This is a genomic window from Microbacterium sp. (assembly GCF_047607225.1).
In the GTDB taxonomy this organism is placed as follows: Bacteria; Actinomycetota; Actinomycetes; order Actinomycetales; family Microbacteriaceae; genus Microbacterium.
This window is the reverse complement of the sequence record NZ_JASGDO010000031.1, coordinates 77413-89894: the sequence shown is the minus strand read 5'-3', so window position 1 is coordinate 89894 and position 12482 is coordinate 77413. Positions and strand designations below refer to the sequence as shown.

At 66.4% G+C, this 12482-nt stretch carries 13 protein-coding genes and 1 tRNA gene; 10 read left to right on the top strand and 4 right to left on the bottom strand.

Annotation, left to right across the window (positions count from 1 at the left end; translation table 11 throughout):
* On the bottom strand, positions 1–304 hold a 304-nt coding region (locus QM591_RS06155), incomplete at its 3' end, for an ATP-binding cassette domain-containing protein (protein WP_415130651.1).
* A 269-nt stretch (positions 305–573) separates the two neighbouring features.
* Here QM591_RS06155 and QM591_RS06150 point away from each other — a divergent pair.
* Positions 574–1581 carry a thioredoxin domain-containing protein gene (locus tag QM591_RS06150; protein WP_415130649.1) on the top strand — a complete coding sequence of 336 codons (1008 nt, stop codon included), beginning with the start codon at positions 574–576 and terminating at the stop codon, positions 1579–1581.
* 33 nt (positions 1582–1614) lie between these two features.
* Positions 1615–1687 (top strand) — tRNA-Thr (locus QM591_RS06145).
* A gap of 249 nt (positions 1688–1936) precedes the next feature.
* Here the strand turns inward: QM591_RS06145 and QM591_RS06140 are convergent.
* Both QM591_RS06140 and QM591_RS06135 read right to left on the bottom strand, forming a co-directional pair.
* Positions 1937–2167 carry a hypothetical protein gene (locus QM591_RS06140; RefSeq protein ID WP_415130647.1) on the bottom strand — a complete coding sequence of 77 codons (231 nt, stop codon included), beginning with the start codon at positions 2165–2167 and terminating at the stop codon, positions 1937–1939.
* A 140-nt stretch (positions 2168–2307) separates the two neighbouring features.
* Positions 2308–3516 (bottom strand): CHAP domain-containing protein, encoded by a 1209-nt coding sequence (locus QM591_RS06135; RefSeq protein WP_415130655.1) that lies wholly within the window; start codon positions 3514–3516, stop codon positions 2308–2310.
* 198 nt (positions 3517–3714) lie between these two features.
* Between QM591_RS06135 and QM591_RS06130 the strand changes: the two genes are divergently transcribed.
* From QM591_RS06130 to QM591_RS06105, 6 genes are all read left to right on the top strand, one after another.
* Positions 3715–4152: a hypothetical protein gene (locus QM591_RS06130; protein WP_415130645.1), complete on the top strand. Its 438-nt coding sequence runs from the start codon at positions 3715–3717 to the stop codon at positions 4150–4152.
* A gap of 49 nt (positions 4153–4201) precedes the next feature.
* A complete protein-coding gene (locus QM591_RS06125) occupies positions 4202–4354 on the top strand; it encodes a hypothetical protein (RefSeq protein ID WP_415130643.1) in 153 nt (50 codons plus the stop codon).
* Between the two features lie 132 nt (positions 4355–4486).
* Positions 4487–8467, top strand: coding sequence for a cutinase family protein (locus QM591_RS06120; protein WP_415130641.1), 3981 nt, complete (start codon positions 4487–4489; stop codon positions 8465–8467).
* Positions 8468–8827: 360 nt separating this feature from the next.
* Positions 8828–9073, top strand: coding sequence for a hypothetical protein (locus QM591_RS06115; protein WP_415130639.1), 246 nt, complete (start codon positions 8828–8830; stop codon positions 9071–9073).
* Positions 9070–9699: a Clp protease N-terminal domain-containing protein gene (locus tag QM591_RS06110; protein WP_415130637.1), complete on the top strand. Its 630-nt coding sequence runs from the start codon at positions 9070–9072 to the stop codon at positions 9697–9699. Before QM591_RS06115 ends, QM591_RS06110 begins: the two co-directional genes overlap by 4 nt.
* Positions 9587–10066, top strand: a complete 480-nt coding sequence (locus QM591_RS06105; RefSeq protein WP_415130635.1) for an SRPBCC family protein — start codon at positions 9587–9589, stop codon at positions 10064–10066. Before QM591_RS06110 ends, QM591_RS06105 begins: the two co-directional genes overlap by 113 nt.
* 22 nt (positions 10067–10088) lie before the next feature.
* Here the strand turns inward: QM591_RS06105 and QM591_RS06100 are convergent, their stop codons facing one another.
* Positions 10089–10790 (bottom strand): TetR/AcrR family transcriptional regulator, encoded by a 702-nt coding sequence (locus QM591_RS06100; protein ID WP_415130633.1) that lies wholly within the window; start codon positions 10788–10790, stop codon positions 10089–10091.
* A 112-nt stretch (positions 10791–10902) separates the two neighbouring features.
* Between QM591_RS06100 and QM591_RS06095 the strand changes: the two genes are divergently transcribed.
* The gene (locus QM591_RS06095; RefSeq protein WP_415130631.1) at positions 10903–11238 is read left to right on the top strand and encodes a nuclear transport factor 2 family protein; all 336 of its coding nucleotides are present in this window, start codon (positions 10903–10905) and stop codon (positions 11236–11238) included.
* A gap of 51 nt (positions 11239–11289) precedes the next feature.
* Positions 11290–12417: a low temperature requirement protein A gene (locus tag QM591_RS06090; protein ID WP_415130629.1), complete on the top strand. Its 1128-nt coding sequence runs from the start codon at positions 11290–11292 to the stop codon at positions 12415–12417.
* Positions 12418–12482 lie beyond the last annotated feature (65 nt).

Below are 12482 nucleotides of genomic sequence, written 5' to 3'. Positions count from 1 at the left end.
GGGCGAAGCCCATGTTCTCGGCGACCGTCATGTGCGGGTACAGCGCGTAGTTCTGGAACACCATCGCGATGTCGCGGTCCTTCGGCGGGATGTCGGTGACATCGCGGTCGCCGATGAGGATGCGGCCCGAGTTGACCTCTTCGAGGCCGGCCAGCATGCGCAGCGAGGTGGACTTACCGCAACCGGAGGGTCCGACGAGAACCAGGAACTCGCCGTCGGCGATCTCGAGGTTCAGCTTGTCGACCGCGGGGCGGGTTCCGCCGGGGTAGAGGCGGGTTGCGTTGTCAAAGGTGACGGACGCCATTTGTTCTTCTCCTTCACCGGCAGGTACGTGCCGGACGATCCGTAGTGAATGGAATGAGCGGGGGCTTGGCCCGCGCGTCCCGGGAGGACGCTCGACCAGTATGGCACGCCGGGGCCTCGCCGCGGAGGTCCCAGACCAGGGAAATCATGGTCCCGGTCCGGTTCCGTGTCTGGGCTTTTCCCAGGGTGTCTGACTACCATCGATCTGTTCGCAAACCCGTGCGGGCAGCCGGAGGCCGATCCGGCACATTCGTTTTCGCAAGAGGTTCCATGTCCATCGACGGCCCCACCCCCGAACCGTCCGCGAGCGACCGTCGCGAAGCGGTGCGCGAGAAGGCCCAGCAGGTTCGCGTGCAGCAGTCGCGTGCCCGTCTGGTGCGCCGCGCGGCGCTCGTCGCCGGAGCTGTCTTCGCGGGCGCTGCCGTGACGGTCGTCGTCGCGTGGGCCGTTGCCGCCACCGCGAGCCGGCCGCAGCTGGAGCCGCGCAACGCGTCGGCCGACGGGTTCGCCATCTCGTCGATCACCGGTGTCGTCGGGGGCGAAACCAACGCAGAGGTCGCCGCCACCCCGAGCGCCACCGCGCAGGCCGACGCCAAGACGCCGACACCTTCGCCGACCGTGAGCGAGAGCGTCGCGGCCTCTGCTGCACCCCCGGTCGAGATCCGCGTCTACGTCGACTACCTCTCGCCCGGCGCCAGGGAGTGGCAGCTGGCGAACCTGCAGCAGCTGACCTCTTGGGTCAACCAGGGAGCGGCGACGCTCACGTATCACCCGGTGTCGATGCTGGCCGCCAAGTCCAACGGCACGAAGTACTCGCTGCGCGCAGCCGGAGCCGCTGCCTGCATGGCGACGTACTCTCCCGACGACTTCTTCAACTTCAACAACGAGCTGCTGTCGCGTCAGCCCGCGGTCGACTCCGACGGCTACTCCGACGATGAGCTTGCCAACCTGGCGATCGCCTCCGGTGCCGACGACCCCAAAGAGGTGCGCACCTGCATCGAGACGGGCGCCTTCTCCTCTTGGGTGAAGGAAGCGACCGAGCGTGCCGTGGCCGAGATCCCCGACACCGACGGCCTCGCGCTCACGAGCATTCCGATGGTCGTCGTCAATGGACAGGCGTACGTGGGGGCGCTCGGCGACCCCGCGGAGTTCTCGCAGTTCGTCATGACCAGCGCCAGCGACGCGTTCTACAAGTCGCAGGAGACGGCGACGCCCACCCCCACGCCGACCTCCTCGCCGTCGCCCAAGGCATCGAAGGCGCCGAAGGACAAGCCGTAGGTGGCTCTGGCGCCCGGCTAGACTGGGCGTTCTGCCGGCTTGGCGCAATTGGTAGCGCACCGTACTTGTAATACGGGGGTTGCAGGTTCAAGTCCTGTAGCCGGCACTGTCTCGTGGGGGTGTGCGGGCGAGAGCGCAGCCAATGCAGGCTGGCGCTCTCCTACGCGGCCGCGCGGATCGGTCAGCCGTCTGCGGCCGAGCAGCGACCGACCCGGTGCCCCGCTGCGCCTTCGCGATCTCCGCCCGAGACGGGCGCGCTGGCGCACCCTCGACCCGCTCAGAAACACGCCGCGGCATGCGACACAGTCGTGATGGCCAGTGGCGTCGCAGTCCCGCGCGTCGGTGCGCGTTAAACTCATCCGCTGATCGTGATGTCCCGGCGGTCTTGTTTGATCTCGTCGCGAATCTTCTGAGCGATCTGGCTCGCTTCGACGCTCGAAGAGTCGACGTCACTCGCCCTCTTGATGAGGTCGGCCTGCGTTCGAATATCCGTCGCGGTGACAACAGCGGCTGCTCCGGCGGCGAAGATGAGGGTTTGGGCTGCGAGAGCGATCTTCTCTTTCAAGGTGGCCATGTTGGTTCCCATCGGGTCGAGTGTCGGAGGGGAGGGTGACATCAGTCGCCGCCGAGGAAAGGGTTGACTACTTGCAACACCAGAGCCTTTGATCGGCAGCGCGGTAGGTTGCGATTTTCGGGCGCTCCAACAATCGGTGTTCGCCGCTCGGATCATTTGGCGTGGAGCCAGTTGATTGCGCCGGCGATCTTCCAGTTGGACACGCTGTAGAGCGACTTTCCGAGCTTTCCGCCGCTCCGATCCGAGTTTTGCTCTAGTACTTCAACGTTGCCGTTGCCGTTACCGTCGATGGAGACGCTATACACGATTCCGACGTGACCGGCGGCAGCTGAAGTGTTGAAGCTCATCACGTCACCTTTGGCGGGCCGATTCGTCTTGGCATTGCTGTATTTGACGAACTTCGCGGGGAACGCCGCCGCGTAGGAGTTGACGACGTCGCGGCCGTTGCCCCCGGTGTAGTTGCCCGCGGAGTTCGCGAGCTTTGCTCCGTGGACATACCAGAGCCAGCGTGCGGAGAGTTCGGTGCACTGGTAGCCATCCAGGTCGTTTACGTTTGGCGTGCCGCCGTAAGGGTTGACGCCCCGGCCGGTCAGACCCACTGAACCTCCGTCGAAGTTCGGCCTTGGCCCGCACACTGCGATCTTCCAGTTGTTGAGTGTGTAGGAGCCCAGAACCTTCCCCGCGCCGACACTCTTGATGTAGTTGCTGCCGCTCTTGGCGTAGTCGCAGGAGCCGCTCCCCACGTTCTTGACGGTGCTGACTGCTTTCGTGGTGGCGACCACGTACGCCGACCACTTCGTGCCCTTGTTGTTGGACGCACCGACTTGGAAGGTGTACTTCGTCGATCCAGCGAGTGAGCCGATGGTGATGCTGGTGGTGTTCGCCCCGGAGCTCGGTCCTGCCTTCCAGGTCTTGCCGCCGTTCGTGGAGTACTGCGTCTTGAACGATGTCTCGTTGTTCGACTTGTCCAGCCAGAAGAGTTTCACAGTCGAAGACGTCACCGAACCGGCGGCAGGGCTGCCGGGTTCAGATGGCATCGAACAGTAGGTGAGCCCCAGCGCTGTGGCAGCTTTGGAAGTGTAAAGGTCGGAGTCGCTGACATACCCGGTTTTTCCTGAGTATGTGGTCTTGTAGTAGTAGGGGTTCGCTGACGCGACCGCGCCCCAAGCCTTCTCTCCGACAGCCAGGCACTGCAAAGTCAGGTTGGTGTTCGCGGGAACCCATGCCAGCGGCGCGACGCCCGTGATCTTCGCCTGCGGCTGCAGCCGAGTCCGAACTGCGGACTTCCCGGTAGCCGTCGCGGCGACAGCGGCTTGCTCGGCTCCCGCGAACATCGTGCCGGCCATCAGCACAATGATCATGCCCACGGTCACTCGTTTGATACGCATTCTGACCCCCATCATTAGCGATGGCTCATCGTAGCGTCGCCCTTCCCATCAGCGCACGAGAAATACCTTATGGACCGTACGTCCTTGAGCACATCGGCGCTGTTCCCGCGCCGCCCTTCGGCACGGAGCGAGCGTCAACTGCAGGGAGCCCGACGGGCTATCGTCGGAATCATGACCCCTGAGCCGCCCACGCCATACATTCCCCCGAGGCGCCGCCGCACGAGTCTCTGGGTCTCTCTGGTCCTTGCTGCTGCGCTCGTGTTCGGCTTCGGCGGCTATGCGGCGCTGGACTACCTCTGGGGAAGGCCCACCTGGGAGGTCCAGGGGCTCGGCGTGATCGTCAAGGGCTGGGCCCCCGAGGTCGAGAGCGTCGAGGATACCGAGGCTCTGTGTGCCACCTTGTTCTGCGAGGAGGGATGGCGTACCAACGTCGGCAACTACCTGCTCTTCGGCACTGAGGCTGAAGCGGAGTACGCGCAGATGATCGTGGGCGGCGACTCGGTGAGAAATGGCCGCCTGATTCTCGACCGGAACGGAGTCGATAACGATGAGAAGCTCCGTCGGCTCAGCGTCGAGATCCTGGCTCCGTCGCAAGACTGGTGGGGTTGATAGTGGGTGCTTGCCGCGCGAGGCGATCAAGAGGGTGTGAGGGCAACGTATGAAAACTCTCGACCGCCGGGATCGAGCCACTGGTCTGCCACGCTCGGCCAAGCTCACTCTGTGGATGGTGGCGTCGGTCGTCCTTCTCGCTGCAGCCGCTTTCGCGTGGTGGTGGTTCACGACCGGTTCCGCCACTCTGTCCGTGAACTGAAGAGGGGGACGCAGCCTCTGATTGCAGGTCCGACGGGCGCTCCAGTATGGTGCGATAGGGGCGTCGTGGGGAGCCCCATCGACTTCTGCTCGCTCAGCTTCTGGGGGCGTGCCGGATCTGGGGAGGTCCGTCGTGTCTCATGTGATTGACGTGGCGCCGTCGCGACGCACTGCGCGGTTGCGTCTGGTCGCCCTCGCGGTCGCTGCGGCGATCATGCTGACAGCTTTCATCGTCTCGCCAGCGGAGGCAGCGGGGAAGGCGTTTCGCGCGGCACCCAAGCCCACCGTCTCGGGGACGGCAATGGTCGGCCACAGCCTCTCCGTGAAGCCGGGCACGTGGTCGCCCAAGGCGGATCTTCGCTATCAGTGGCTGCGCAACGGCAAACCCATCTCCGGCGCCAAATCGAAGTCGTACAAAATCGTCGCAGCGGATGCCGGCAAGAATGTCGCGGTGACCGTCACGGGCAGTCGATCCGGATACGTCAAGACGTCTCGGACCAGTTCCGCGAAGACCGTCAAGAAAGCGGCGTTCTCGTCGGCCCCCACGCCCGTGATCTCTGGCCAGCCCGTTTTCGGGGCGCGGCTGACGGCACAGCCGGGAGTGTGGTCTCCGAAACCGAGCTTTTCTTACCAGTGGAAGCGCAACGGAAAGGCGATCCCGGGGGCGAAATCCAGCACGTACACGGTGGTGTCGGCGGACGTGGGTGACCACATCGCGGTCACCGTCACGGGCTCTCGGGCGGGTTACGTGACGACCTCGAAGACCAGCGGCTCGAAGCTCGGCGGGAGCGCCGCTTTCACCACCGTGCCGACGCCGAAAGTGACAGGTTCACCCGTCATGGGTGCCGTGCTCTCTGCTGACCCGGGAGCTTGGGCACCAGCGGCGGCCTTTTCGTACCAGTGGAAACGTAATGGAGCGGCCATCCTCGGAGCGGTGCAGCGCACATACGCGCTCGCGGTGGCCGACGTGGGCAAGAGCATCTCCGTCACCGTGGCGGGGTCGCGCGCCGGATACGCCACCACGTCGAGGACCAGCGCAACCCAGATCGTGAAGGCCGCGGCCTTCCGCACGGCCCCCACGCCCACGATCACCGGAACCGCCGCCGTCGGCGACGCGCTCAGCGTGGACGCGGGCGCGTGGTCGCCGACCGCGACGCTGACCTACCAGTGGAGACGGAACGGCATCGATATCCCGGGGGCGACGGCTGCGCGGCTCACACTTGGCCCCTCGGATTCCGATGCGCTCATCTCGGTCGCTGTGACCGGCACCAGGGAGGGCTATGCCCCGGCGGCCCGCGTGAGCCCTGCGGTTCGCGTGGCGAAGATGCCGGAGAGCCCGGTCACGACGGTGACCCGTGTCTCGGGAGAGATCACCCAGAACACGTCATGGACACCCACGGTGCCCACGACGTACATCCTCGACGGTGACGTGACCGTCGTCAGTGGCGCCACACTCGACATCGGGCCCCACGCCACGATCGCCTCCCTCGGTGGCAGCTTGAGAGTGGAAGGCGCGCTGACCGCGATCGGCACGGCGCAGGACGCCGTCACGTTCACCTCGACGTTCGACCCACGAGCCGGAGTGCTCCCGACCGGGCGCACCGCGCCACCGGCGGCCGGTGACTGGGCCGGTCTCCGGGTCGCCCCCGGTGGCTCCTTCACCGCCTCCCACGTGGACGTGCGTTTTGCCACGACGGGAATCAAAGCAGAGCAGCCCCGGGTGCTCGACCTCTCGGACGCGAACGTGGCGGACGTGAGCGGATCGGGGGTGGACCTCGCTCCGCACACCGAACCCGGAAAGACCACAGCAGTGCGCATCGAGGGCGTGAGCGTCGACCGCTGCGGCGACGCCGGGATCTGGCTCCACGCCTACGGCGAGTACTACGAGCAGGACCCCACCTACTCGCCTGTGGTGCGAGACAACAGCGTCGTCGGCTGTGAGAACGAGGCGATCGTCGTCGCCAACGACGAGCTGCGAGGCGGCGACCTCACCGGGAACACGGGGCACGGCAATGGGCTGGATCTCATCGCCCTGTCTGGCACCCTGGTCAGCGACACCGTCTTTCCGCTGGGCCCACTCCCGGTAGGGGTGTACGCCAAGGGCGTCGAGTCCGCCGGACTCGGTGTGGATCGTGGCGTGACACTGGACATCACGCCGGGAACGACGGTGCGGGCGCTGAACGCGCAGATTTCTGTCGACGGTGAGTTGTGGGCGGTAGCGCCTCCGGATCGACCGATCACGTTCACCTCCCTTCGAGATGGCGCATCCGTCCCGGGCGAAGCGGACGTGGCGCCCGGGGCTTCGGACTGGTGGGGTGTGACGGCGGCGGATGGAGCGGTCCTCGTGATGGATGGGGTCCGGGTGCGCTTCGCGCGTATGGGGATCGCGTCGGGGTGGGCGGAGCGCTTCGACGTGCGTCGTTCCTCGATATCCGATGCACAGTGGACGGGCATCGCCGTCGATTCCGCCGCATACAACGAGGACGCGACCATCGTTATCGAGGACAACGTCGTCCAGCGAGTCGGCGGCGTGGGCATCGCCGTGGGCAATCTGTACGACGAGGCCGGCGGGCCGTCCGCGGACTACACGACTCCGACCGTCCGTGGAAACCGCGTCACCGACTCCTTCCGCGCCATGCAGATCTTCGGGTACAACCTGGACGGCGCGAAGCTCGTCGACAACGTCGGGACGAACAACGAGATCAACCTCATGTCCATCGCGGGACGCCTCGAGGGCGACACGACGTTCCCGTTGGGCCCGCTCGATGTGAGCCTCGGCGCAATCCCCGATCACGGCCGGAGCCTGGAGGTAAGGCCAGGCGTCACGCTGACCATCCGCGAGGGCACGGTGATCCCGTCGATCAACGGAGGTTTGGCGGTACAAGGCACCCTCCTCATCGAGGGCACTTCCGACGAACCGGTGTTCTTCACGTCTCTGTACGACCAGGATGCGGGCCATTACGTCGATACCGAAGGAAACTGGCGCGATCCCGCGGCCGGCGACTGGAACGGGATCGGCGTGGATCGAGGCGGGGTGCTGGAGGCGTCGCATCTGAAGATGAAGTACGCCGCTTTGGGAGCGACGGAGCCGCAGTGGTTCCAGGTCTCCGACTCTCGGATCGAGCTCGACGCCGCGCGTTGTGTACGGGTGGAGGACGCTCCGGCCGACGCCTTCTTCTCGGGGGCCGTGACGGGGTGCGACATCGGCGTCGAGTCGATCCGCACGCGGACGTCGGGCACGTTTGATGCCAGGGGAGTCCAGTGGGGTGGCAATCTGCCACCGGGCGTGCGCGGCAATCCTCGCGTCGTGGGCGATGTCGATTACTTGCCGTGGGTAGGGACACGCTACGAGCCGGGTGTCGAGGGGAGCGATGTGCGTCCGGTGCCGGCGCCCGGAAGTTGCGCCGATTACGTGTTCATCGGAGTGCGCGGATCGGGTGAGCCAGCGGGCCTCGGCCTGATCCAGCACGTCGTCTTGGGCTTCGCGGAGAGACTTGCAACGGCAGAGCCAACCAGCACGATCGATGTGATCGCGCTGAGCTACCCAGCCCATCCCGTGCCGTTCAACAATCCTGATGCCGACAGCGTCGGGGACGTGGCCGTCGACATCCTGCGGTATGTGCCCGGGGCCGAGGTGGGCGTGACGGTGCTCAACGCACAGATCGGCAGGGTGCTCGATGAATGCGGCGCGGATCAGAAGATCGTGGTGGCCGGCTACTCGCAGGGGGCATGGGTGATCCACGCCACCCTCTCCGTCCTCACCGTGCTCTCCTCGACCGCTGTCGACAACATTCGCGGAGTGGCTTACCTCGCCGACCCGCTTCGCAGGGCCGACCTCGACATCCCCGACGTCCTCGCGGACCAAGAGGGGAACGGTGTCGCCGCGACCGTCATCGGACAGGAGTTGCTGGAAGACAGCATCATGGCGAACTGGTCGCTGTCTTCCGGATTGATCGACCGGTCGGTTCAGCACTGCGCCTTCGGGGATCTAGTCTGCGCGCCGCAGTTGTCCGTCCATCCCTGGGGAGAGGCAGCCGCGATACACACAGGGTATCCGATCGGAGACCGACGCCTCCTCGGCCGGGAACTCGCCGAGGTCGTGGTTTCTCACTGATTCGTCGTCTCGCGCGACGCGGAATCGAGCGACGTCGGCGGCATGGCATCCGGTGATCGACGTGCCGACCACACGGTCCGCACAGGCGCGGTCGCCGTGGGAGCAGTTCGCCTCTTCGCGAGCTGATCGGCCTGTGAGGCTTCGGCGTCAGTCGCGCCAGGAATCGAGGTCCTGCCCCAGGCGCAGCACTTCCTCCTTCGGGCCGTATTGGTTGAGCTTTCGTCGGCGGATCGCGGCAGCGGGATCATCCGGAGACATGGTGCGCATGGTAACGACACGTATTCCTCTCCTGTGTCCGTCCCTCACAGGGGTGAGCAACCTGAGTTGACAGACGCTCGGGGAGCAACGTAGGTTGACAGCATGGAGTTTTCACGAGTGGCAGCCGTGGCTGCCGACACGAGTGACCCGAAGGCGGGGCTGCGCGCCGTGGCGTCGTTGCGCGTCCTGGCGGACGCGTGGGAGCTCCGACAGGTCGAGGCGGCTTTGCGGTCGGGAATGACCTGGCAGGAGATCGCCGACGCCCTCGGAGTGACCCGGCAAGCCGCTCACAAGAAGCACGCCAAACGCGTCGACCCCACGATCCTCAACCCCAGGAGAACCACATGAGCAAGTTCGTTCGCGCGGCCCAGACCAGTCAGTCCTTGTCGCTGGTGGCCATGGAGGAAGCTTCCCGCCTGGGAGTGCGCGAGGCCGACATCGAGCACCTCTTGCTCGCGCTGGTCCTGAATGATCAGAACGCCGGACGGGCGCTTCGGAGCCTGGGTGTCGACATCGAGGCCGCGCGGCAGGCGGTGGCCGAGCAGCACGACACGCACCTCGCGTCGCTCGGCATCGACGCCGAGTTCCCCGCCCCGGGGCGCATCGTGTTCCACGAGACCGACGGCTATCAGTGGCGCAAGCGTGCATCAGATCTGCTCGCGCGCTCAGCCGGCAAGGGCCGTGATGGCGACGCGGGTGCAGTGCTGCGAGAGCTCCTCATCGAGCCCAGTGGACTCATCGTCGACATTCTGGAGCGGCTCGGCGTGACACCCCAGCGGGTTCGCGAAGAGCTCGACCGTCGACCGTCTCGACGCGTCTCCGGCGGCCGGCGGAGCGCGCGAGGAGGTCGGCCGGGGGAGGGTGTCGGGGTCGACGGAGACGTTCGTGCCGGCGCCGGTCGCCGCGGTGTGGGAGTTCCTCACCGATGTCACCCGCGTTCCGGAGTGGGAGGTGAGTGTGGGGTCGATCGATGACGTTGACGGCGAGGGACGTCCCGGCCGTGTCTGGGAGGGCAGGGCACCCGAGAAGCGCCCGGATGGCCGGCCGCTCACGCTCAAGCCGCAGTACCGCCGTCGCGTCGTGGAGCTCATGGAGGCCGAGGAGCCAGGCCGCGTCACCTGGCGGTCCAGCTATCCCGACGTCGCCCACCGCGGCCCGACGCAGACGACGTTCGTCCTGGCCCCCACGACCGGCGGAACTCAGATCACGGTCACGACGTCGTGGGCCCGGTCTCGCGGATGGAGGCGCATCGTCGGATTGCCATTCCGCCCGCTCGTGAAGTTCATCGTCTGGCTCTCCCTGTTCCAGACCGGCGGCGCCATCAGTCGCGCGTTCCGCTGATCGCGGCCTCGGTCGCGCGCGGCTACTGCCCTGGCTCGGCGGCCGACGTCAGCCGCTGGAGCCAGGTCGACAACAGCGCCGTCTCGGCTGTGCCCAGGACGTCTGGATGCGCAGTGGCGTACTCGAGGGCGCGGTGGATGTGATCACCGGTCGAGCGCGCGGCGGCGGCGCTGCCCGTGATGGCCGCGATGGCACCTTCCCGCACGGCGATCGAGAGAGCGCGGTCCTCGCTGGCGAGGATGATCTGCCGCAGCGTGACGCCGATGTTGGTCACGAGGATATGTGCCGCCGCCTGCGCGGGATCCACGGCGAGGCGCCCCTGGGCGGCGGCGCGCCGGGTAAGGCCCCGGAGCAGCTCGCTCGGGCGGGCCTGCGGTGCAGGGGAGTGTCCCGGTTGCACCGCGCCGTACATCAGCGTGTAGAAGCCGGGGTTCGCGAGACCGAACGCGACGTGGGCATCCCATCCCGCGCGTATGTCCTGAATGGGATCGCCGGTGCTCTCGACCGACGACTTCTCCGCCAAGTAGAGGTCGAACCCGCGTTCGATGACGGCGTCGATCAGTCCCTGCTTGTTGCCGAAGAAATGGTACAGCGTGGGCATCTTCACCCCGACGGCGGCGCAGATCGCCCGGAGCGAGACGTCCTCGCCCGGTGCCGCCGCGATCATGTCGGCGGCCGCTTCCAGGAGGCGGGCGCGGGTATCGCCTCGCGCCTCGTCTGTCATATCGCTATATTAATCCGTATCGCCGATATGTGCCGGCATACTGCTGGCATACGCGGGCACGCGTCGGCCAGGATGGATCCACCACGCGGGGGCGTGGGGAGGGGGGCAGGGCATGAGTGAACTCGTCGATGTACCGGCGCCGGTCACGGCGTTCGTTGAGGCCATCAACGCCGCCGACACGGAAGCGTTCGTCCGGGTGTTCGCGCCCGAGGGCTTCGTAAACGACTGGGGTACGCAGTATGCCGGTCACGAGGGGGTGCGTCGCTGGGCCGGCTCCGACGCGATCGGGGCGGGAGCCCGCATGACTCTTCTCTCTGCCAGCACCGACGGAGACACCACGACGGTGCGCTTCGACTGGAGGAGCCGAGTGTTCAACGGAGAGTCCACCGGGATCTTCGTCTCCCGGGACGGACGCCTCGCGAGCTTCACCATCCCGCCCGAGCACTGACCCGTGGCCATGCATTCTGCGCCTGCCCCTGTCTCCCGCGCCATTCGGCGCATGACCGGACGCGACCCGCACGAGAGCGGTCGCGCCGCCAGTCCGCTCGAGCTCTTCTTCGACCTCGTCTTCGTCGTCGCGGTCTCCTTCTCGTCGGTGCAGTTGCATCACATGGAAGCCGACGGGCACCTCGGCGCCGGCGTTCTCGGATACCTCATGGTGTTCTTCGCGGTCTGGTGGTCGTGGATGAACTTCACGTGGTTCGCGACCTCGTTCGACACCGACGACGTTCCCTATCGCCTGCTCACGTTCGTACAGATGGCCGGGGTGCTGGTCGTCGCCTCCGGCGCCGCCGACGCGATGGAGCACCACGACTTCACCGTCATCACTATCGGCTACGTCATCATGCGGCTCGCCATGGTCACCCAGTGGCTGCGCGTCGCCGTCACCACGCCGCGATTCCGGGTGACCGCGCTGCGCTACGCCGGCGGGATCCTGGTCGTCCAGATCGCGTGGGTCCTCCGGCTCTTTCTCCCCGAGACGATCGGGTTCATCGGTTTCTTCGTCCTCGTCGCCGCCGAGATCGCCGTTCCGGTCTGGGCGGAGTCGCACACATCGACGCCGTGGAACCCGCACCACATCACCGAGCGATACGGCCTGTTCACCCTCATCCTGCTCGGGGAGTCGATCCTCGCATCGGCGAACGCCGTGGTCGAGGCACTCAAGGCCGGAGAGGCGGTGTCCGAACTGCTCACGATCTCGGCCGCCGGACTCGTCATCGCCGCAGGAATGTGGTGGATCTACTTCTCCCGCGAACACCACCACCACATCACATCGCTGCGATCATCCCTCGTCTACGGGTACTCCCATTACTTCATCTTCGCGGCTGCCGGAGCCTTTTCCGCCGGGATCGAGGTGATCATCGACATCAGCACGCACCACGCTGAGACGGCGCCCCTGACGGCGGGGGCGACGCTGACCATTCCCGTCGCGATCTTCATCCTCGGCATCTGGGCGCTGACCATCCGGCGCACCCTCACGCCGGCCGGGAACGCGGGCGTCCTGATTGCTGTCGTCGTCATCGTCGCGGCGACGTTCCTGCCGGGAGTGTGGGTCGTGGTCGCTGCCGCTGCCGGAACCGTGATCGCGGTGGTCGCGAGTCGGCGCCCCGTTTCCGAACTCCCCTGACGGCGCACGAGCGAGCCGGCACGGGGCCGTCACCGGTCGATTTGACCTCAACTTCAGTTGAGGTT

Coding starts and splice junctions, on each gene's coding strand:
- QM591_RS06150 (WP_415130649.1), top strand. CDS start 574: ATGTCCATCGACGGCCCCACCCCCGAACCGTCCGCGAGCGACCGTCGC.
- QM591_RS06140 (WP_415130647.1), bottom strand. CDS start 2,167: ATGGGAACCAACATGGCCACCTTGAAAGAGAAGATCGCTCTCGCAGCC.
- QM591_RS06135 (WP_415130655.1), bottom strand. CDS start 3,516: ATGATCATTGTGCTGATGGCCGGCACGATGTTCGCGGGAGCCGAGCAA.
- QM591_RS06130 (WP_415130645.1), top strand. CDS start 3,715: ATGACCCCTGAGCCGCCCACGCCATACATTCCCCCGAGGCGCCGCCGC.
- QM591_RS06125 (WP_415130643.1), top strand. CDS start 4,202: ATGAAAACTCTCGACCGCCGGGATCGAGCCACTGGTCTGCCACGCTCG.
- QM591_RS06115 (WP_415130639.1), top strand. CDS start 8,828: ATGGAGTTTTCACGAGTGGCAGCCGTGGCTGCCGACACGAGTGACCCG.
- QM591_RS06110 (WP_415130637.1), top strand. CDS start 9,070: ATGAGCAAGTTCGTTCGCGCGGCCCAGACCAGTCAGTCCTTGTCGCTG.
- QM591_RS06100 (WP_415130633.1), bottom strand. CDS start 10,790: ATGACAGACGAGGCGCGAGGCGATACCCGCGCCCGCCTCCTGGAAGCG.
- QM591_RS06095 (WP_415130631.1), top strand. CDS start 10,903: ATGAGTGAACTCGTCGATGTACCGGCGCCGGTCACGGCGTTCGTTGAG.
- QM591_RS06090 (WP_415130629.1), top strand. CDS start 11,290: ATGACCGGACGCGACCCGCACGAGAGCGGTCGCGCCGCCAGTCCGCTC.